This window comes from Peribacillus sp. R9-11, from assembly GCF_031345095.1.
Lineage (GTDB): Bacteria > Bacillota > Bacilli > Bacillales > DSM-1321 > Peribacillus > Peribacillus butanolivorans.
This window is the reverse complement of the sequence record NZ_CP133763.1, coordinates 3,663,774-3,684,961: the sequence shown is the minus strand read 5'-3', so window position 1 is coordinate 3,684,961 and position 21,188 is coordinate 3,663,774. Positions and strand designations below refer to the sequence as shown.

Here is a 21,188-nt window from a genome sequence, read left to right as displayed (position 1 = left end):
TATGAAATTAAAAATTGGAATTACCTGCTACCCTACAGTAGGAGGTTCGGGTGTCGTTGCAACTGAATTGGGCAAAATGCTTGCTGAAAAAGGACATGAAATTCATTTCATTTCTTCAAGCCTCCCTTTCCGCCTAAATAAGATGTACCATAATATTTATTATCACCAAGTGGAAGTCAACTCTTACTCTGTTTTTCAATATCCACCTTATGACCTTGCGCTTGCGAGTAAGATAGCGGAAGTAGTGAAGAGGGAAAAACTTGATATTCTCCATGTTCATTATGCCATTCCACATGCGGTTTGTGCGATTCTTGCAAAGCAGATGTCAGGAAATAAAGTTAAAATCGTCACGACTCTTCATGGTACAGACATTACTGTGCTAGGCCATGACCCTTCACTATCCAATTTAATAAAATTTGGGATTGAACAATCAGATGTTGTTACAGGTGTATCTAATTCGCTCGTGCAACAAACACATGAGTTAATCTCTCCGGAAAAGGAAATCAAAACCGTTTATAATTTTATTGATGAAAGGGATTATCATAAAACCAATTCAGAATATTTACGGGACGAATACGGTATCCAAGATGAAGAAAAAGTCATCATTCATGTATCAAATTTTCGTTCAGTCAAGCGGGTTAAAGATGTTATCCAAGCGTTCTTTTTAGCTCAAAAGAAAATACCTGCTAAGCTTCTTCTCGTAGGAGACGGCCCGGAAGTAACAACGGTATTAAAGTTGGCTAAAGATCTTGAAATCGAAGAAAAGGTCTTGTTCCTGGGGAAGCAGGACAACCTTGCCGAATTATATTCAATTAGTGATTTAATTTTACTGCTATCCGAAAAAGAAAGTTTTGGACTTGTACTTCTTGAGGCAATGGCATGTGGTGTTCCATGTATAGGAACGAATGTAGGAGGGATTCCAGAGGTTATTGTTGACGGAAAGACCGGCTATATTTGTGAATTGGGCGACGTCGAAATGGTAGCTGAAAAGGCTGTCGGACTTTTAAGCAACCCTATTTTACATAAACGTTTTTCTGAGGCTGCTCTAGAAAGGGCCAATACTGAATTTCACTCAGATACCATTATGTCAGAGTATGAAGCAATCTATGTTCAAGCGCTCGAAACTAATTCTATTGAATAAGGAGGGGATGCTGATGGATCAGTTATTCTTAAAATCAGTACCCATTCTTGAATTGATTGAAAAAGCAGGATTCGAAGCCTATTTTGTGGGTGGTTCTGTAAGAGATTATATACTCGGCAGGCCCATCAATGATGTGGATATCGCTAGTTCTGCTACACCTCTGGAAATTAAAGGGATCTTTCCTAAAACAGCAGATATCGGAATCGAACATGGAACGGTGCTTGTAATTGCGGAGTCTGGTACGTACGAAATTACGACATTTAGAACGGAAAGCGGGTATACGGACTTTCGCAGACCTGATTCCGTGCAATTTGTCCGTTCTTTGACCGAAGACTTACAGAGAAGAGACTTTACGATGAATGCGATTGCTATGGATAAGTCTGGGAATATGATTGATCCATTTAACGGAAAGCGTGATTTGTTACAAAAAAGAATTATCACGGTTGGCAATCCTCATGAAAGATTTCATGAGGATGCTTTGAGAATGATGCGTGCATTAAGGTTTGTCAGCCAGCTTGATTTCGAACTGGATCAGCAAACTTTTGATTCACTTCAAGAGAATGGACCAATCATTAGCGAAATTGCAATCGAAAGAATTCTCATTGAATTTGAAAAACTTTTAGCTGGAGCCTACAAGACAAGGGCTCTTTCGCTCTTACTAGAGAGCGGGTTATACCAATACTTGCCCCAATTTTCTAATCAAAAAGAAAATTTGGAGCAGTTATTAAATCTGCCGCTTCATCACTTAAAAGCGGCAGAATTATGGTCTGTTATCATGATTTATACGAATGCCAAGGATATTGAAGTGGCGTTAAGAGAGTGGAAACTGCCGCTAAAAACAATTAGAAGTGTCCAACGTATTATTCAGTTAGCAAAGAAAGAACCACCGTTTGAAAATTCTGCTCTCGAAATATTTCAGGCAGGTCAGATTGAAGCCGTCCAAGCTGCTAAAGTCCGAGCTGTCTTAACAGGACGAAATGTTAAGGATGCAGAGAAGGTTATTCATCAACGATTTAATGAATTAATAATTAAACAAATGTCTGATCTTGCGGTAACGGGTACGGACTTACTGAAATGGCGTCAAGAAAGACCGGGTCCATGGGTGAAAGAAAACTTGGAATTGATTTTGAAAGCTGTTTTGAATGCAGAATTAAGAAATGAAAAAGATGAAATTAAGAGGTGGCTGGAGAAATGCAATCTGATTTAAGAACAAAGCTGATGGAAGCCCTTTCAAAGGCGAATGGTGCATTTATATCCGGTCAAGAAATTGCTGAATATATAGGCTGTTCGCGCACGGCTGTCTGGAAGCATATAGAAGACCTGCGCAGTGAAGGTTATAATGTTGAAGCTGTCCGCAAAAAAGGCTACCGGATTATTTCAACACCGGAAAAAGTGTCAGAAAGTGAAATACAGCTTGGCTTGGAAACAAAAAAACTCGGGAAAATGATTCACTATCAGGAATCTGTAGAATCAACTCAAAAAATTGCCCATCAACTTGCAAATGAAGGAGTTCAGGAGGGGACTCTTGTTGTTGCCGAGGAACAAGTATCTGGAAAAGGAAGACTCATGAGATCTTGGCATTCTCCAAAATTCAGTGGCATCTGGATGAGTCTAATCTTAAGGCCAAAGATTCCACTTCATGAGGCTCCTCAGTTGACTTTACTGGCCGCGGTTGCCGTGGTTCAGGCAATAGAGGATATAACGGATTTACAACCTCAAATCAAATGGCCGAACGATATTTTGATAAATCGAAAGAAAGTAACTGGCATTCTGACAGAAATGCAGGCAGAATCGGACAGAATTCATTCTGTCATTATCGGAATTGGTATGAATATCAATCAACAAATTGAAGATTTCCCAGAAGATCTGCAGGAGAAAGCGTCTTCTCTTTTCATAGAAAGCGGAGAAACGGTTTCAAGGTCAAAGGTTATACAACGTGTGTTGGTTCGTTTAGAAAATTTGTATGATCTATATTTACAAGAAGGCTTTATGCCAATAAAGGGTCTATGGGAGAGTTATGCCATCAGCCTGGGACAGGTTATTAAAGCGAGTACGGTTAATGATACAATTGTCGGAAAAGCATTGGGAATAACAGATGCTGGTGTTCTGCTCCTTGAAGACAAAAAGGGAACCGTACATTCGATTTATTCAGCAGACATTGAAATTCAGTAGATTTTTGTCAAATCTGTGAAAAATAAATAGAATTTTTGATTTTGGCTTGATATAATGCAAGTGGGCAGTATCTCATGTGAACTGCACCCCCATAAATACCAAATTATTTGAAAATCTGCCTTGATCCAGCGTACTGGACTAGGACGGAGGGATGAAACTTCTGATGTTATCAAAGAGATTGACTAAAAGGACAAGTGCTGTTTTGTTGACAAAGATGAGGCGTTTTTTGCCACTTATTGTAACGTAACAGATACTCTATTTAGTCAGTCTTTTTTTTGCGTATGAATGTATAGACACCAGTTTTTAAAACGCTGATGTTTTCATCTCCTCCATCAAAAAGGAGGAAACGTAATGAAATTATCCGGAGATTTTTTGAAAATGAAACAAAATCACGAGAAAATTGTCATGCTTACGGCATATGATTATCCGTCAGCAAAGTTAGCCGAACAATCAGGTGTCGACATGATTTTAGTTGGCGATTCTTTAGGAATGGTTGTATTAGGTTATGACTCTACCATCCCTGTTACGGTTAATGACATGATTCATCATACAAAAGCAGTAAAACGTGGGGCCCCCGATACGTTTGTCGTGACAGACATGCCCTTCATGAGCTATCACCTTTCTTTAGATGAAACACTTAAAAATGCGGCCCGCATCATGCAGGAAGGCCATGCGGATGCTGTGAAGGTTGAAGGGGCAGATGATGTTGTCGAAAAAATCTCCGCATTAACAAAGGCTGGTATTCCCGTAATAGCTCATCTTGGCCTGACTCCGCAATCAGTCGGTGTGCTTGGTGGGTATAAAGTACAGGGAAAAGATGCCGAAGCAGCTGCACAGCTCGTTGAAGATGCGAAAAAATGTGAAGCGGCAGGAGCCATAGCGATAGTATTTGAGTGTGTACCATATCAAGTAGGAGAACTCGTCACACAAAACCTAGCAATTCCAACGATTGGAATTGGGGCAGGTGCTGAAACAGATGGTCAAGTCCTTGTTTATCACGATGTCATCAGTTATGGTGTTGATCGTGTTGCAAAATTTGTTAAAGTGTACGGAAATGCGAACGAACTAATAAGCAATTCGATTACAAGTTATGTGAATGACGTGAAAACTAAAGATTTTCCAACGAAAGAGCATACATTTACGATGAAGGAAGAGCAGCTTTCAGCTCTTTACGGGGGAAAAAAATGAAAACTTTTACTTCTGCAGCTGAATTACAACAAATAATCATTAAGGAAAAAAGCAATCAAAAAAGTGTCGGCTATGTAGCGACAATGGGCTTCTTACATGAGGGACATGCCACCCTTTTAGAAAACGCTCGTAAAGAAAATGATATCGTTGTTTTAAGTATTTTTGTCAATCCGTTGCAGTTCGGACCAAATGAGGACTTTGAAACATACCCTCGTGATTTGGAACGTGATGAAAATGTCGCAGCCAATGCAGGCGTAGATTATCTTTTCTACCCAACTGTCAATGAAATGTACGGTGAAGAACCATCAGTCAAGGTTGTCGTCCAAAGCAGGACGGAATGTTTATGTGGTAGACAAAGACCAGGCCATTTCGATGGTGTAGCGACGGTCCTAACGAAATTCTTTAATATCATTCTTCCAGATAGAGCTTACTTCGGTAAGAAGGATGCACAGCAAGTCGCAGTAATAGATGGTTTGATTCAAGACTTTAATTTTCCAATTAAACTCGTAGCTGTCGATACCGTTCGTGAAGAAGATGGATTAGCAAAGAGCTCTCGAAATGTATATCTGCTAGATGATGAACGCATAGAAGCAAAAGAATTATACCAAAGTTTATTAAAGGCGATAGAAGCGATTAATACAGGGGAAAGAAATCCTAATACAATTACGGCGCTAGTAAGGGAACATGTAGAAGCCCATACAAATGGGAAAATAGATTATATTGAGGTTTATCAATATCCAGAGCTCAAGCCGATTGAAACATTATCAGGAAATATCATTATTGCAATGGCCGTGAAGTTTAAGCATGCAAGGCTAATTGATAATATTACATTGACAGTAGAATAAACCTACAGCTTAGGGGGAGTTTACATGTTTCGAACAATGATGAATGGAAAAATCCATCGCGCAAGGGTTACTGAAGCCAATTTGAATTATGTTGGCAGTATTACAATCGATGAAGACATAATTGACGCGGTAGGCATTCTGCCGAATGAAAAAGTAGCCATCGTCAATAATAATAATGGTGCACGCCTTGAAACGTATGTGATTGCAGGTGAACGGGGCAGCGGTGTTGTTTGTTTGAACGGAGCAGCAGCAAGACTAGTTCAGCCTGATGATATTGTGATTATTATTTCTTATGTGATGGTCGCTGAAGATAAGCTGAGTGATCATCAGCCTAAAGTTGCGATTATGAATGAAAATAACCAAATTGTTGAACTGATTTCAAACGAACCTGCAGCTACTATCATGTAAGCGGAAGGCCGGCTCTTATGCACATGTATCATGCATATGTTGAGCCGGCCCTTTTCATTTGCTTAGAATTGTATTACCAGGATAGGGGGAGGGATTGAAGTGGATTCAAAGGTAATTAAACTTTTATTCGATAAACTGCGTGTTTCCTTTATTACGATTATTATGGTATAAAAAAGATAAGAGAATTCCATCAGGAAGTGGAGAAAGTGAAGTTTGAGGTGTACAATTCATGACACAACGATATGTAGTGGTCGATTTGGAAACAACAGGAAATTCTCCGAAAAAGGGAGACCGGATTATTCAATTTGCCGGCGTAGTCATCGAAAATGATCAAATTGTAGATGAATACTCAACGTTCATCCACCCTGGACAAGAAATTTCCTTGTTTATTGAAGAATTGACCGGAATAAGCAACGAGACGGTAAAGGATGCACCTGACTTTGAAGATGTCGCAGAAAATATTTCCAGGCTTATAGAAGGGGCTTGTTTTGTTGCCCATAATGTTTTATTTGACTTATCTTTTTTACAGGAAGAATTAGTACGCTGTGGATTGGAGCCTTTTTATGGTTCCACACTTGATACGGTAGAATTAGCGAAAATTTTGAAACCGACATCCGATGGATATAAGCTACATCAGCTGGCCAAAGAAGAAAATCTAGATCATTCTCGGCCTCATCAAGCGGATAGCGATGCATATGCTACCGCTTTATTATTATTGGAATTGAAAAAAAAGCTCATGAATCTGCCAGTGATGACGCTAAAACAGTTATACCGCTTATCTTTTTCCTTACAAAGTGAAATTTCCGAATTGATAGATGCTTGTATTGCAAGCAAACTTACAAAAGCTGAAGTTCATTCACCTGAACTTATTACATTTAGAGGCCTTGCATTTAAAAAAGTCGACGAAGAAACTGATTATAAAGACAGAGAAGCAGAATTTCCGCAAGATGATGAGAAGAAAATGGCCATGCTACAAAATGCTTTTCCTGCTTTTGAAGCGAGAAACGGACAGCTGGAAATGATGAATATGATTCATCATTCCTTCGAATCCAGTCAAGACGCAATCATTGAAGCTGGGACTGGGATTGGGAAATCCTTAGGCTATCTGCTTCCTGCTGTTTATTTTGCGAGGAAACATCAAAAGCCCGTAGTCGTTTCGACGTATACGCTTCAGTTACAGGATCAACTTCTTCAAAACGAAGTTCCTAAGCTGAAAAAAATCCTTCCTTATTCTTTTCAAGCTGTATTGCTAAAGGGAAGAAGTAATTATTTGAGTTTGGCAAAGTTTGAACGGGCATTACGTGAAAAGGAAGATAATTACGAAACAGCATTAACAAAAATGCAAATATTAGTTTGGCTAACGGAAACGGAAACAGGAGATAAAGATGAATTAAATCTCACAAGTGGTGGACAACTTTTTTGGAATAGACTTCAAAGTGACGGGCTTACATATGTCGGTTTAAAACAACCATGGCTTGAATTGGACTTTTTTGAAAGAGCAAAAAGAACAGCTGGCAAAGCAGATATCATCATTACTAATCATTCCTTTTTAATGACTGATCTTCTTACAGAAGATGCCCTCATTCCAAAAAAAGGGTATTTAATTCTTGATGAGGCTCACCATTTGGAACAGGCTGCTTCTAAACAGCTTGGACGAAGACTTAATTATATTTCCGTGAAGACGGTGCTGAACAGACTAGGGACCACAGATCAAAAGCAATTATTATACAAACTTGAAAAATTGCTCTCAAACAACGGCTTGACGGAAGGTAAGTCCACGCATGACCTAGATCGAAAGCTTAATGACTTTGCCTATGAATTTGAACAACTTTTTTATTACATCTCCAACCAAGCCCAAAAACTATCTCATTCTGTGAGTCCGAAACGCCTCTCATTTAAGATAGATGACCATCGATGGAGTAAAGCGATTCTGGTTGCTGAACGGTTAGTAGACTTGCTAGGATCGATCATCATGGAACTGGAGAAAAGGTTGAGTCTTTTATTAAATAATGAGGCCACGTTAGGGAAAAATGCTTTATTTTATTTAAATGATATAGAAGTGCTTCTTGGACATTTGCAGGATACAAGGGATTCCTTACATGAATTTTTTATCAATCCACAAGAAGAAAATATTTATTGGCTTGATTATACAAATACAGCACCACAACATGGCGTGACATTGACTGTTCAGCCAATTGCAGGAAGTAAATGGTTGTGGGATTCCTATTTTGGACGCCAGAAAAGTGTGATCATGACATCGGCAACCCTCGTTGTGAAGGATTCATTTCAGTACTTTAAAGCGCAGCTTGGTTTAGATTCTGAACCAATACAGACCGCAAGATTTCCTTCGCCTTTTCGTTATAAGGAACTTGTGAAGGTCGTAGTTCCGAACGATATTCCGGATATTAATTGCTTATCAGTGGAGGAGTTCTCGGAAACAGCGGCAAACCATATTATTGCCGCTGCACAGGCAGCTAAAGGGAGAATGATGGTTTTGTTCACATCGCATGAGATGCTGCGAGCAACCTATTTTTCCATCAAAGACTCAGGGGTCCTAGATGAGTATACCTTGTTTGCACAGGGGATTTCTGGTGGAAGCCGAATGAGGTTACTCAGAAATTTTCAAAACTTCGAGAAAGCCGTCCTATTTGGAACAACTAGCCTATGGGAAGGTGTTGATATTCCAGGAGAGGATTTATCCTGCCTAATCATTGTCAGGCTGCCGTTTTCACCACCGGATGAGCCGGTCACAGCTGCAAAATGCCAACTTCTCGAAAAGCAAGGCAGAAACGCCTTCTCTGCGTATTCTTTACCTGAAGCCTTGCTAAGGTTCCGCCAAGGATTCGGGAGGCTGATACGTACTCCTGAAGACAGAGGAGTCCTAGTTGTTCTGGACCGCCGCATTATCACCGCCAAATACGGTCTTGAATTTCAAAAGTCCATACCGGCCGTTGACTGGCATCAGGGCTCAATTAATGAGATGGTGGATATGATAGAAGAGTGGATTTAAAGAATCTTTAGATTATTCATAAATCCAATTGAATTTTTATGAAATAATAAAGAAAAATAACCTTCGAGCTGTTATAATGTGAAAGGTAGTAAAGCCTTCTAATCCTATTCATACCAGTGATTGTTGACAATTTTTAGTTAAAATGGAGGGGCGTTTTCATGGAAAGTAAAATTGAAGTAATCTCGACAGTCAGGTTGCAAAATTCTCCTGATTTGTATAAGATTGTAGATTCTTTGAACCGGACGTTGAAAAAGGACGACTTAATGTTCGGACTTGCATTAGATTCAGAAAATCAAGAAAAAGCGATATTTACAATTTATCGTACATAGAAAGAGGGAAAAGCGGCTTTGAAAAAATGGTTGATTATTGCTTCTATCCTAGTCCTTTGTTTTATCGGATTTGTCGGCGGGGCATATATTAAAGCGTTGCAGCCTAAAAAAGAAGCTGGTAATGAGGCTTTTGAAAAGGCGAAGAAAGAGGGCGGCCTTGAAACCATGGAAGAGTTCTACCTTTATAATGGGCAGGATTCGTATTCTGTCATCATTGGTAAGGGAGAAAATGGGACTAAAAAAATAGTCTGGCTTCCTGAGGACGAGAAGAAAGAAATTGTAGTGGAAAACTATAAAGATGGTAAGTCAAAAAAAGAGATTTTAAGCATTGTTAATGAAAAGCTAAATCCTCAAAAAATCATTTCAGTAAAGCTTGGTATGGAAAAAAACGTTCCACTTTGGGAAGTAACATATCTTGATGAATCTGAGCGCTTTAATTATGATTATTATGATTTCAAAACAGGGGAATGGCTAAAGTATTATCGAAGCATTTAGAATGGGGGATTAATTTATTATGAAATTAGCTAACCGGGTTCAAGCATTAACGCCATCATCAACATTGGCAATAACAGCAAAAGCAAAAGAACTAAAAGCTCAAGGTCTTGATATAATTGGTTTGGGGGCCGGTGAACCAGACTATAACACTCCTAAACATATTATTGATGCAGCCGTTCAATCGATGAATGAAGGGCAAACTAAATATACGCCATCAGCAGGTCTTCCAAAGTTAAAAGCGGCTATTGCTGCCAAATTAAAGCGTGATCAAGGTTTAGATTACAAGCCTTCTGAAATTATTGTTGGTTCAGGTGCTAAGCACGCTCTTTATACATTGTTTCAAGCAATTCTGGATGAAGAAGATGAAGTTATTGTTCCAATACCATATTGGGTAAGTTATCCAGAACAAATTAAACTTGCTGACGGAAAACCAGTATATGTTGTAGGCACTGAAGAAAATCAATATAAAATTACAAAAGAACAGTTAGAACAAGCAATTACTGAGAAAACGAAAGCAGTTATCATTAACTCTCCAAGCAATCCAACTGGTATGCTTTATTCTAGGGAAGAGTTAGCGGCTATCGGAGAAGTATGTTTAGCACATGACATCTTAATCGTTTCCGATGAAATTTACGAGAAATTGGTTTATGGAAATGCATCACATACATCGATTGCGGAGATTTCTCCTGAATTGAAAAAGCAAACAATCATCATTAATGGTGTTTCTAAATCACATTCAATGACAGGCTGGAGAATTGGTTATGCAGTAGGTGATGAGGCCATCATCAAAGCTATGACAAACCTTTCTAGCCACAGCACATCCAATCCTACGACAACAGCTCAGTACGGTGCAATTGCCGCTTATGAAGGTTCACAGGATCCTGTGGAAGAAATGCGCCAAGCATTTGAAGGTCGATTGAATACAATTTATGATAAATTAGTGGAAATTCCAGGAGTTAGCTGCATTAAACCGCAAGGAGCATTTTACTTGTTCCCGAATGTTAAACGTGCGGTTGAATTAACTGGCTACAGCAATGTGGATGATTTTACTACTGCATTGTTAGAAGAAGCTCAGGTAGCAGTAATTCCAGGTTCAGGTTTTGGTGCTCCGGACAACATCAGACTATCTTACGCGACTTCATTGGAACTGCTTGAAGCAGCGGTTGAAAGAATCCATTCATTTGTTAAGTCAAAAATGGCTTAAATATTATAAAACCTGCAGTCATTCCGCGTAAAAGTGGGTGTCAGCAGGTTTTTTTGTTTAATAAATATTTTAGTGGTACAGGATGTACTTTGGTTCCCTTTATAAAAGGATGTGACCAATTGTTTTAGATAAATTGTGTGAAGTAGATTCAGATATTGATAAAAAAAATAATAAAAGTTATGTGTAATCGGCTCCTTCAAGATTATCTTTCAGAAGTTCAATTAACTAAAGAATTACAAAAGAATATGTATTTAAAGTCATGTTGATAGTTGCCAGGACTTTATCACGATAAGTAGTGATTAAAATAATGGCCAATTTTGCTGTTAGGTGTTATAAAAGATAATACTATAAACCTAGAGCTAGAGATAAAGGTGCGTGAAAGGGTAAAGGATTATTTCTGGAACAAATTTTAAATGGTGGATTTTATATATGTGGACAGTTCAATTGTCACCCCTTTTAAATAGTATGTTTAGTCTATAAATTTTAAAAACAAAAGCTTAAAAATGACTATTGCATTTTGTATCAGCAAATACGTTAGTAAATAAGGAACCTAACAAGTACAAGGGCAATAGTTATCAAAAAAAGTATGAATAAAAAGAATATAAAAGAATTTTGGAACCTCTGATTTATGTGATTTATTTGCTTGTATGGAGGGCTATAGGTATAATAAGTAGAGTAAATTCCTTAGTAAGATAAGCTATTTTTGGAGGGAAATTCCGTGAAAATTACAATAAAAGAAGCTAGTAAATTTGTCAATCAAGAAGTGACCATTGGCGGCTGGCTTGCTAGCAAACGTTCCAGTGGGAAAATTGCTTTTCTTCAAATTCGTGATGGCTCTGGCTTCATACAAGGTGTGGTCGTTAAAGCAGATGTGGGCGAAGAAGTTTTCGCTCGTGCGAAAACGGTTACGCAAGAGACATCTATGTACGTTACAGGTGTCATTCAGAAGGATGAGCGCTCGCCGTTTGGATTTGAATTACAGGTAAAAGATATTGAAGTCATTCATGAATCAGTTGATTATCCGATTACTCCAAAAGCACATGGTCCTGAATTCTTAATGGATAACCGTCATTTATGGCTGCGTTCAAAACGTCAGCATGCTGTTATGAAAATTAGGAATGAAATCATTCGTGCTACCTATGAATTCTTTAATGAAGAAGGATTTGTTAAGGTCGATCCTCCAATTTTAACAGGAAGTGCTCCAGAGGGAACAAGTGAATTATTCGCCACGAAATATTTTGAAGAGGATGCATATCTTTCACAAAGCGGTCAGCTTTATATGGAAGCAGCAGCCATGGCATTAGGAAAAGTATTTTCTTTTGGTCCTACGTTCCGGGCAGAGAAATCCAAAACAAGACGTCATTTAATCGAGTTCTGGATGATTGAACCGGAAATGGCTTTCATTGAATTCAAAGAAAACCTGGAAGTTCAGGAGCAATTTGTCTCATCAATAATTCAGTCTGTATTGAAAAACTGTCAGCTTGAGTTGAATACACTAGGCCGTGACACAGCAAAGCTTGAACAAATTAAGGCTCCTTTCCCACGGATTACATATGATGAGGCAATTAAATTCCTTCATGAACAAGGCTTTGAAGATATCCAATGGGGTGATGATTTTGGAGCGCCACACGAAACAGCAATAGCAGAGAGTTATGAAAAGCCAGTATTTATCACTCATTATCCAACGAAAATTAAACCTTTTTATATGCAGCCAGATCCTAACAGGGAAGAAGTCGTTCTTTGTGCCGATTTGATTGCTCCAGAAGGATATGGTGAAATTATCGGTGGTTCAGAGCGGATTCATGATCAAGAACTGCTTGAACAGAGAATTAAAGAGCATGGCTTGAGTGAAGATGCTTACAAATGGTATATGGAGTTAAGAAAATATGGCTCGGTACCGCATTCGGGCTTCGGTTTGGGCTTAGAACGGACAGTAGCATGGATTAGTGGTGTTGAACACGTCCGTGAAACTATTCCATTCCCACGCCTATTAAATCGATTATATCCTTGATTCCATGATAAAACGGTTATCTTGTCATATTTGGCAGATAACCGTTTTTTGTTAAAATTATAAGCTTATTCGTAAACCCTTATTCATGTTATACTTATTCAGAGGTGTCCATAACATGAATAAAGAACATTTATATGCGTGGTTTAAGGAAGGAACGATAACGATTCCATCCTTTTTGTTGACTAACTATAAGACAATGGGACTAAATGAACAAGAAATGGTCCTATTACTTCAATTGCAAAGTTTTATTGATAAAGATAATCCTTTTCCTGCACCATCCCAACTATCTGAACGAATGACATTACAAGAATCGGAATGTCTATTTTTAATCCAACGTTTGGTTCAAAGAGGGTTTGTTGAAATGTTGGTTGAAAGTAATCAAGAAATCGGCCAGGAAAAATATTCGCTGGCTCCGCTATATGAAAAAATGATGGACTGCTTCTTAAAGTCTTTGAAACAGGCTGAATCCGCTGAGGTACAAAAAGCCGGGGAGAGTCTTTATACGATTTTTGAACAGGAGTTCGGGCGCCCATTATCTCCATTTGAATGTGAGACATTGGCAATGTGGATGGAAGATGATCATCAACCGGAAATTATTAAATCAGCTCTTAAGGAGGCTGTCATTTCTGGTAAATTGAATTTCCGATACATTGACCGGATTTTATTTGAGTGGAAAAAGAATGGAATAAAAACCCTGGAACAAGCAAGGGAGCAAGGACAAAAATTTAGAGTGCATCAAAAAAGGGACCGGAAAATAGAGCCAACACAACCGATGAAAGATGTGCCCTTTTATAATTGGCTCGAGCAGTAATGTGAATTAAAGGAGAACGAACATGCTTAATAAAGCTCAAATTCGCTATTGTTTGGATACAATGGGTGAGATGTTTCCGGATGCCCATTGTGAGCTGAATCATTCCAATCCATTTGAATTGGTGATTGCTGTTGCCCTGTCAGCTCAATGTACGGATGTATTAGTCAATAAGGTTACTAAGGATCTATTTCAAAAATATAAAACGCCTGAGGATTACATAAGCGTCCCGATAGAGGAGTTAGAAAATGACATTCGCTCAATCGGGTTGTTTCGTAATAAGGCTAAGAATATCCAAAAGTTGTCACGAATGCTGATTGAGGAATATGACAGAGAAGTTCCACGAGATCGTGATGAACTTACTAAATTACCTGGTGTCGGCCGAAAGACGGCCAATGTAGTCGTATCGGTCGCGTATGACGTGCCAGCGATTGCTGTTGATACCCATGTAGAGCGTGTTTCCAAGCGACTGGGATTATGTCGCTGGAAGGACAGTGTGCTCGAAGTTGAGAAAACATTAATGGTCAAGATACCAAAGGAAGAATGGTCTGTTACGCACCACCGGCTGATATTCTTTGGACGCTATCATTGCAAGGCCCAGTCACCGAGATGTGAAACCTGCCCGCTTCTAAAGCTGTGCCGTGAAGGGAAAAAAAGAATGAAAAGGATAGAGGTCAAATGACGCAATTGCTTTCATTAAGAGTGCCTGCTGAATTAAAACATCCTTTGTTTTTTTCTAATGAGGAAATCATCTTGGAAAAAGAAGACTATAATGAGTGGAATTGTTTGATTCAACTCGAGAAGTTCCCATATGAGTTACTTTTTTATAATAAAGTAGAGTCTTATTTACCTTGGAAAGATGGAGATGGGCATGTCCCGGAACTACTGGAAAAGTGGAAGAAAATCGAAGCTGAATGCGGTCTGCTATTTTCAGAGAGAAAAGCGGGACAGGCTTTGGAACCTATGAAGCAGGGAATTGGTTTATTTTTATCGGCAGTCTATTGGATGCATGGAATGCCAGTTGTAATGAGTGCCTGGCAGGGACAGATAAAGGACTTCACTTATATTCCAGTAAATTTGGTTGAAAGGCTTTCTTTTATCCTTGCAAGACCTGCTTTTTTTCATTCGTATAGGCAGCTCAGTGAAATGTTTAGGGAATTTGAAAAACAATATGTAAAGTCTAAAATTAAAAAATAAGAACGATAAAAAAACGTCTAAGCTTAAAGCTTAGACGTTTTTTTTGTTTGTTAGTCTGCATTTTCTTTATCTGGGTCTGGAGTGGGATCAGGAGTCTCGACTGGTTTTTCTGGTTTATTCTCCTCTACTGTGCCAGGTTCAGTATCTCCTTCATCAACAACGTTTTCGTCGTCTTTGTTGCCACTTCCATCATCTGTATTGCCATTGTTATTGCCGTTTCCATTTTCGTTACCATTACCATTGCCATTGTTCTCGGTATTGCCATTGCCGTTGCCGTTGCCGTTGCCGTTGTCCTCGCCTTGATTGTCTTTGCCTTGATTGTCCTCGCCTTCGGTTGGAGTTTCTTGTTCCAGATTTTCATCTTCGGCTGGTTTTTCAATATCCTCGTCTGGTTTCTCAGGTTCTACCGCTTCTGCAGGAATTTCCACAGAGGTACTAGCAGGATCACTTTGTTGATTATCAACTCTTGCTACAACAGAGAAAGTATATTTACTTCCAGGGGTTGGATTTGGAATCGTCAAGCTAGTATCCTTAGATTTTTTCAGCACACTTTGAGCTCCGCCATCAACGGACACGTTGACTTCGAATTGCGGATCCCCATCACTTTGAGGATATGACCATGATAGCTGAATTTCATTGCTTTCTTGATTATAGGAAGCGTTGATACTAGGTGAGTCCATTTTCTTATATTCTGTCGTTACTTGTGTTGGCTCGTGCCCTTTAACATAATATTCATAAGTGATTCTATCACTTGGCGTATATTCATTGGCTTTAATAGCTGGATTTGAGCCTTTTATGATGCCAACTTTTACTACACTGTCTGGTTGTTCAAAGTCTTTAGTTTCCTTTGAATTTGCCATATATTCCATTAAATTCTTAAATATTGCTTTTGGAATTCTTTGTGATGAATCACCCAGATATTCCATTTGCCCACCTGAAGCATTATCATAACCAGCCCATACTGCGACTGTATAATTGGTTGTATAACCCGCCATCCAGCTATCTTTTACACCGGAAGATGGGATGTTGTTCTTTGCACGCTGTTCAGGCGTGAAATTGGTTGACCCCGTTTTACCGGCTACCGGGAGATTAGGTATATTGGCTAACCTTCCTGTTCCATAAGGTTCTTTCATGACACTTTTCAGCATGTCCGTCACGATAAAAGCAGTTGAATCTTTCATTACAGGTTTCGTTTCCATTTTGTTTTTGATCGTAGTTTTATCACGTAAAACAATTTTTTTCACTGTATGCGGTTTGTTATAGATTCCGCTGTTACCGAATGTGCTGTATGCTCCGGCAAGTTCTAGTGTGGAAACATCTTTGCCACCGCCAATTGCAGCGGATTCGGTGATTTCCTTATCAAAAGGAATGCCCAGGTCTACAGCAAAATCACGTGCCCGGTCCAAGCCGACTGCTTGAAGCGTTTTTAAGGCAGGGATATTTAATGACCTTGCCAGTGCATCACGAGTCGTAACTGTACCATAATGACGCCCTGAAGCATTTTTAAGCGGTGTTCCGTCACTGTAGGTATATTCCTCATCCTTGATTTGATGGTAGGTGGACCAATTTAAATATTCTACTGCAGGACCATAATCCAGAATTGGCTTAATGGTCGAACCAGGTGAACGCTTGGCATCCGTTGCATAATTCCAGCCGCGCTTAACAGTTGTATTCCTACCGCCGCCTACAGCTTTAATTTCACCCGATTGTGTATCAAGCAAGGTAAGGCCGGCTTGAAGGTCCTTACTTGGGTAATTGATGACTTCATCACTATTTAGCATTTTATAAACATATTCTTGGGCGTCTTTATCAATAGTCGTTTGTATTTCTAATCCATCTGTAAAGACGTTATAGTCTCCCATATCCCCGACTTCCTCAATTACTAAGTCGATAAACGCATCATAAGCTGTCGTGTCTATTTGACTCTTATCAACTTCTTGAAGTCCTTCAGCAATATCGATATTTTGAGCATCTTTCATTTCCTTCTCGGATATATAACCATGTTTATTCATTAAATGAAGTACAATATCGCGACGTTCTTTTGCACGTTCGGGATATTTATATGGATCATAACGGCTTGGACTTTGCGGTAATCCAACAAGCATGGCCGCTTCGTTTAATTTCAATTCACTTAAATCTTTTCCATAATATGTTTGAGATGCAGTCAAAATCCCATTTGCACGGTTTGCAAAGAAAATTTTATTAACATACATTTCAAAAATTTCTTCTTTTGTATACTTTCTTTCAAGCTGTATGGATAGCCACATTTCTTGGACTTTCCTTTTAATAGTTTTATCAGGCGTTAAATAAGAACGTTTGATAACTTGTTGGGTTAAAGTACTAGCACCCTCTGAGCCAAATCCATTTTTGACGTTGGCGATGACTGCGCTACCCAGACGTAAAAAATCAACCCCGTGATGTTTATAAAAGCGGGAATCTTCTGTTGCCAGGAAGGCTTCTTCTACAAGATCAGGTATATCTTCATAATTGACATAATCCCGGTTCTCTCTGCCAACCTCTGCCAGTAATTTACCATCTTCATCAAGGATTTTTGAAGTAACTGGATCTTTTAAAAGCTTTTCATCAAGTTTGGGAGCATCACTTATAAAGTAAGCTAATGCAGCACCTCCAGTGACTAAGCCGATAATTCCAATTGTAACGAGTATAAGAAAAATGCGCTTGAGCATGCTTGCTGACTTTTTCGGCCCATTTTTTGGTGCCTTTTTCTGAGTCTGCCCCTGCTTTCGGCGTTCTTCTCTAGTATTATATTTTTCAGCCATTACAGCTAACCTGCCTTTCTAAAAAAAACTAAAAATTTTCTGCGATTAGTAAATCTACTACTTTAATATAGTCAATTCTCGGTTGAAAGCCAAGAGTAATCTTTTCTGAACTACTTTCGACCTCTTGGAGAGTAATAGATTTGCGTCCGCCGTCTTTCATTCTTTTCCAATAAAAACCTAGTTGTTCAGAACTCATTAAATATATATCATCCGTAGCAGAAAAACGGATGATTACAAATGCAATTCCGTCATGCTGAACAATGTGTTTCATATGTTCAATTTGATGGTCATGAAAATTCTTAAGAGGGAAGGAACTGCTGTTTTTCGTTTCCTTTGCCTCAAAATCAATGTACTTTCCTTTATAAACACCATTGTAATCGGTAGTCGATGCTTGTTTGAAGTATGCTTCTTTAATAACAGCGGCACTTCTTTTCGGGTAGTGAACATCGACAATTTGAATAGGTGTTGGTTTTTTATGAATGACGGCAATACCGTGTGCTAAATAATACTGATTGGTTTCGTTCAAATCATCTTCTAATGTTTTTCCCCGGTTGCTATAACTGATTTCTTTAAGTGGGCTTTTCTTTTCTTCCATTGCCTGCGGTACAAATCTTCGTCCGTTGGGATAATGAAATGCCACTTTTACCCCTCCTTTTTTTCACTTATCTATATTAGCAAAAAAAGAATCTAAAATGTGAATAAAAAGAATTGTTTCTTAGAACGATAGGATTTAAGTACAACACAATTGTCACATTTTATCCTTCTTGAAAGGTTGGGAGCATTAGAATGCGAATTCCAAAGACGGAAATGCAATTACTCTACTCCATAAAAGTTCAAACTGCAAAAGGGAATAGAGATAATATATCAAGAACTAAAGCATATGAACAATTTTTTAATGCTCATCCAGAAATCCAATGGTCCTTTTTGGCAGGTATGGTTTCCCGAAATGCAGGCTGGAATATGTGTGATCTTGAAGGGATTTGGTTTTCTCATTTACTTAGTTCTAAATACAGACTTCAATTATTCCTTACATATGAAGAAGCGAATTGGCGTATTTTCCAGGATGCTTATCCACAATTACTGCTCTATCATTATTCGACGAAGTATGGGCGTCCTTTGTTTCACTTATGTCATTATTTTTTTATTACCAAATTTATGACAAATCAATGGAAATCTTTTTGGAAACATAGAAATCACGAAAAATTAGTCACTGCTCTAATAATAAATGAACAAAATATCATTGAAAAACCCGTTATTAAAAAGCAATCTTTCGTATTTCATTCATTATTATTTTTGCTGCAGGACTGGATGCATTTTAGTACTGTATTATTTCCTACTTGCAATGGGAAATTGTATGGTTCGTCCGTTTCGCATTTTAGAAATATCGATGAAAGAATTAATTTGGGGAAAAAATTGGCTAATCTTTTATTTTCTAAGGAGTTGTTTCCACTATTTCATGAATTTTCCTGCCGCACTGAGCCAACCGGAGCCCGCTTCGATTATGAACAATATCGAAAAAGGCCTAGGTACCACGAGACACCGATGCTGCGGGGAGTTTATCCAATCATCCATCATAAGGCAGAAAAGATTGAACAGTGGGATTCAAATAAAAAAATTAAAAAGGAGTGGTTTATAAAACCTAAATGGGAGGAAGACCCTATGTTGACCGACTGGTATGACCATAAACAAAAACAGCTACACACAGCCGTAATGGTCAAAAATTGGTTTTTTAATAAAATGACAAACAGGGAAGGCGTTGATTAAGCCTTCCCTGTTAATGGTGATGCAAGTGTTACAGCCTTAGGTAGAGGGCCGGTTTTCTCCACTAAGTTTCGGATTTCCCGTTCCTGCCTTGTTGCTGGGCGGCTTTTGTCGTTTTTCGTTTGCTTTCTGTCTGCTTTCATTCGACTGCATAAAATTCACCTCCTGTCTGTATTTTTGTTTAAAACTCCATTCTTCATTCTGCCATTGTTGTCGAAGGTCCCAATAAATTAAGTGAATAGCACTTTCTTTGCCGATTCCCTTCTAGTTTTGTCAACGTTGAAGGGCTTTCTAATAAAAAAAAGAATAGTACAGGTAATGAATGGGAGGGGTCAGCATGGTCAATAATAGTGTCGCAACAGAGGAAATACTAAGGATGATAGCTGAGATCAGTACCAGTCTGGACTGTTTGGAAAATTCATATGGAGAAACTGTTAATACAGTAAGGTGTAAACTATGGGCAGAGCAGTATACATTAGTAAATGAAGCCCAGGAGGCCATTGAGAAAGCAGAAGATTATTGGATTAATACTGAAAAAGAAAACCATTCCTATTCCATTACACTAGATAAATCCAAAAGGACGCACAAGATTTTAGCTGAAGTGCAGTTTTAAGCCAACAGGATTTCATTTTATAAAGAACTAGATTATACTATTGGAAACAAATGTGCGGAGGAATTTATTGTGCAAAAAGAAAATCTTCAAAGATTAACTGAACAATTATTGAATTATGCGGTTAAAGCAGATGATATATATGAAAATGTACGTAGGGAAGGAAAAGAAAAGGATTTCTTTTCTGAGGTTAAGCCGTTTGCAGATCAAGTCAGAACCATTTGTATGGAATGGGAAAGCGGAATGAAGGAGTGGATGAAAGAAACGGAGTTTAAACATCTTTTCCCCGAGCAAATTGAACAAACAGCACATAACCTTTCCGATGTAGCCGTTCAGGCATTTTTTCCAAAAACCAGTTACAAGCGATTTAAAAGTCATGTCCAATCGGTTGTGTTTATTCTTAATAATGTAAAATCAGAAATCGATCGGATATTATCATAAAAACACCTACACTATATTTCCTCTTTTTTCATATATTATTGGAACCATGCCATGAATAATGAGGAGGGCTCATTGGAAATGATGAGATCCGGTTATAACCAAGTCTCCCCTAGTCAAGAACATTATCCTCAATCAATATCAGAATACTGGGGAGGATACCAGCAGCCAATGCCGTATCCTCAGCCCAGTAATCAAGAACCATATATGTATCCTTATCCTCCCCAGGAAAAAGGGGGCTATATGCCGACAAATCATGACCCATATCAACAGGCGGCCTATCATCCGTTTCAACAAATGCAACAACAGGTGATGCCTGTGGGAGCGTTTCCAGGCAACAGTGTAATGCAGCCAATGCAGTCGATGCATCCAATGCAGCAGCCAATGCAGTCGATGCAGCCAATGCAGCCAATGCAACTGCAGCCCTATCAGCAGCAACATCAGCAGCAACATCAGCCTCAAGCTTTTAGTCCGTTTGATAACCCGCTCCAGCCGGCTAAACGTCCCCCACATAATCAGCAGCAGGCTCACAATCCATATCCAAAGCAGCAATTCATGCAAAAACAGCAGCCATCGGGTATCAAGTCGGTTATGAATCAATTCAAAACACAAGATGGATCCATGGATATAACGAAAATGATGAACACAGCTGGACAAATGATGAATACAGTCTCTCAAGTTTCTTCAATGGTCAAAGGAGTAGGGGGCTTCTTCAAAGTTTAGATGTTGAATAAAGTAAAAGCAGACTTACAAGTGACCCAGCCACTTAATTAAGTCTGCTTTTTAATTGC

At 38.8% G+C, this 21,188-nt stretch carries 20 protein-coding genes; 18 read left to right on the top strand and 2 right to left on the bottom strand.

Annotated features, from left to right (window positions below; genetic code table 11):
* The first annotated feature begins 1 nt into the window (after position 1).
* The 14 genes from bshA to RE409_RS17755 all read left to right on the top strand — a co-directional run bounded on the left by bshA (position 2) and on the right by RE409_RS17755 (position 14,808).
* A complete protein-coding gene (gene bshA / locus RE409_RS17820; RefSeq protein ID WP_201185626.1) occupies positions 2-1,141 on the top strand; it encodes an N-acetyl-alpha-D-glucosaminyl L-malate synthase BshA in 1,140 nt (379 codons plus the stop codon).
* A 13-nt stretch (positions 1,142-1,154) separates the two neighbouring features.
* Complete coding sequence (locus tag RE409_RS17815) at positions 1,155-2,348, top strand: CCA tRNA nucleotidyltransferase (protein WP_201223786.1); 1,194 nt, start codon at positions 1,155-1,157, stop codon at positions 2,346-2,348.
* The gene (locus RE409_RS17810; protein WP_053346754.1) at positions 2,333-3,313 is read left to right on the top strand and encodes a biotin--[acetyl-CoA-carboxylase] ligase; all 981 of its coding nucleotides are present in this window, start codon (positions 2,333-2,335) and stop codon (positions 3,311-3,313) included. The genes RE409_RS17815 and RE409_RS17810 overlap by 16 nt, the downstream gene beginning before the upstream one ends.
* Positions 3,314-3,664: 351 nt before the next feature.
* A complete protein-coding gene (gene panB, locus RE409_RS17805; protein ID WP_201223788.1) occupies positions 3,665-4,501 on the top strand; it encodes a 3-methyl-2-oxobutanoate hydroxymethyltransferase in 837 nt (278 codons plus the stop codon).
* Entirely contained in the window at positions 4,498-5,346 is an 849-nt protein-coding gene (panC, locus tag RE409_RS17800) for a pantoate--beta-alanine ligase (protein WP_201185622.1), read from the top strand. The genes panB and panC overlap by 4 nt, the downstream gene beginning before the upstream one ends.
* 24 nt (positions 5,347-5,370) lie before the next feature.
* A complete protein-coding gene (gene panD, locus RE409_RS17795; RefSeq protein WP_053346751.1) occupies positions 5,371-5,754 on the top strand; it encodes an aspartate 1-decarboxylase in 384 nt (127 codons plus the stop codon).
* Positions 5,755-5,983: 229 nt separating this feature from the next.
* Positions 5,984-8,764: an ATP-dependent DNA helicase DinG gene (dinG, locus tag RE409_RS17790; protein WP_201223792.1), complete on the top strand. Its 2,781-nt coding sequence runs from the start codon at positions 5,984-5,986 to the stop codon at positions 8,762-8,764.
* A gap of 158 nt (positions 8,765-8,922) precedes the next feature.
* The gene (locus tag RE409_RS17785; RefSeq protein ID WP_082527552.1) at positions 8,923-9,093 is read left to right on the top strand and encodes a YpmA family protein; all 171 of its coding nucleotides are present in this window, start codon (positions 8,923-8,925) and stop codon (positions 9,091-9,093) included.
* 18 nt (positions 9,094-9,111) lie between these two features.
* On the top strand, positions 9,112-9,588 hold the full coding sequence (locus tag RE409_RS17780) for a cell wall elongation regulator TseB-like domain-containing protein (protein ID WP_056525010.1): 477 nt from the start codon (positions 9,112-9,114) through the stop codon (positions 9,586-9,588).
* Positions 9,589-9,607: 19 nt separating this feature from the next.
* On the top strand, positions 9,608-10,792 hold the full coding sequence (locus tag RE409_RS17775) for a pyridoxal phosphate-dependent aminotransferase (RefSeq protein WP_056525007.1): 1,185 nt from the start codon (positions 9,608-9,610) through the stop codon (positions 10,790-10,792).
* Between the two features lie 718 nt (positions 10,793-11,510).
* Positions 11,511-12,803: an asparagine--tRNA ligase gene (asnS, locus tag RE409_RS17770; protein ID WP_053346747.1), complete on the top strand. Its 1,293-nt coding sequence runs from the start codon at positions 11,511-11,513 to the stop codon at positions 12,801-12,803.
* Between the two features lie 115 nt (positions 12,804-12,918).
* Entirely contained in the window at positions 12,919-13,614 is a 696-nt protein-coding gene (locus RE409_RS17765) for a DnaD domain-containing protein (RefSeq protein ID WP_056525004.1), read from the top strand.
* Positions 13,615-13,636: 22 nt separating this feature from the next.
* The gene (gene nth / locus RE409_RS17760) at positions 13,637-14,293 is read left to right on the top strand and encodes an endonuclease III (RefSeq protein ID WP_309557863.1); all 657 of its coding nucleotides are present in this window, start codon (positions 13,637-13,639) and stop codon (positions 14,291-14,293) included.
* The gene (locus RE409_RS17755; RefSeq protein WP_201185617.1) at positions 14,290-14,808 is read left to right on the top strand and encodes a YpoC family protein; all 519 of its coding nucleotides are present in this window, start codon (positions 14,290-14,292) and stop codon (positions 14,806-14,808) included. The genes nth and RE409_RS17755 overlap by 4 nt, the downstream gene beginning before the upstream one ends.
* Before the next feature lie 50 nt (positions 14,809-14,858).
* Here the strand turns inward: RE409_RS17755 and RE409_RS17750 are convergent, their stop codons facing one another.
* Together RE409_RS17750 and recU are read right to left on the bottom strand one after the other, a co-directional pair.
* Entirely contained in the window at positions 14,859-17,588 is a 2,730-nt protein-coding gene (locus tag RE409_RS17750) for a PBP1A family penicillin-binding protein (protein ID WP_309557862.1), read from the bottom strand.
* A gap of 28 nt (positions 17,589-17,616) precedes the next feature.
* A complete protein-coding gene (gene recU / locus RE409_RS17745) occupies positions 17,617-18,228 on the bottom strand; it encodes a Holliday junction resolvase RecU (RefSeq protein WP_082527551.1) in 612 nt (203 codons plus the stop codon).
* Positions 18,229-18,374: 146 nt separating this feature from the next.
* Between recU and RE409_RS17740 the strand changes: the two genes are divergently transcribed.
* From RE409_RS17740 to RE409_RS17725, 4 genes are all read left to right on the top strand, one after another.
* Positions 18,375-19,352 (top strand): DUF2515 family protein, encoded by a 978-nt coding sequence (locus RE409_RS17740; protein ID WP_201223798.1) that lies wholly within the window; start codon positions 18,375-18,377, stop codon positions 19,350-19,352.
* A 334-nt stretch (positions 19,353-19,686) separates the two neighbouring features.
* The gene (locus RE409_RS17735) at positions 19,687-19,962 is read left to right on the top strand and encodes a hypothetical protein (protein WP_053346742.1); all 276 of its coding nucleotides are present in this window, start codon (positions 19,687-19,689) and stop codon (positions 19,960-19,962) included.
* Between the two features lie 69 nt (positions 19,963-20,031).
* A complete protein-coding gene (locus RE409_RS17730; RefSeq protein ID WP_162878644.1) occupies positions 20,032-20,400 on the top strand; it encodes a YppE family protein in 369 nt (122 codons plus the stop codon).
* Between the two features lie 78 nt (positions 20,401-20,478).
* Positions 20,479-21,120 carry a YppG family protein gene (locus RE409_RS17725; RefSeq protein WP_309559288.1) on the top strand — a complete coding sequence of 214 codons (642 nt, stop codon included), beginning with the start codon at positions 20,479-20,481 and terminating at the stop codon, positions 21,118-21,120.
* The last annotated feature ends 68 nt before the right edge of the window (positions 21,121-21,188 follow it).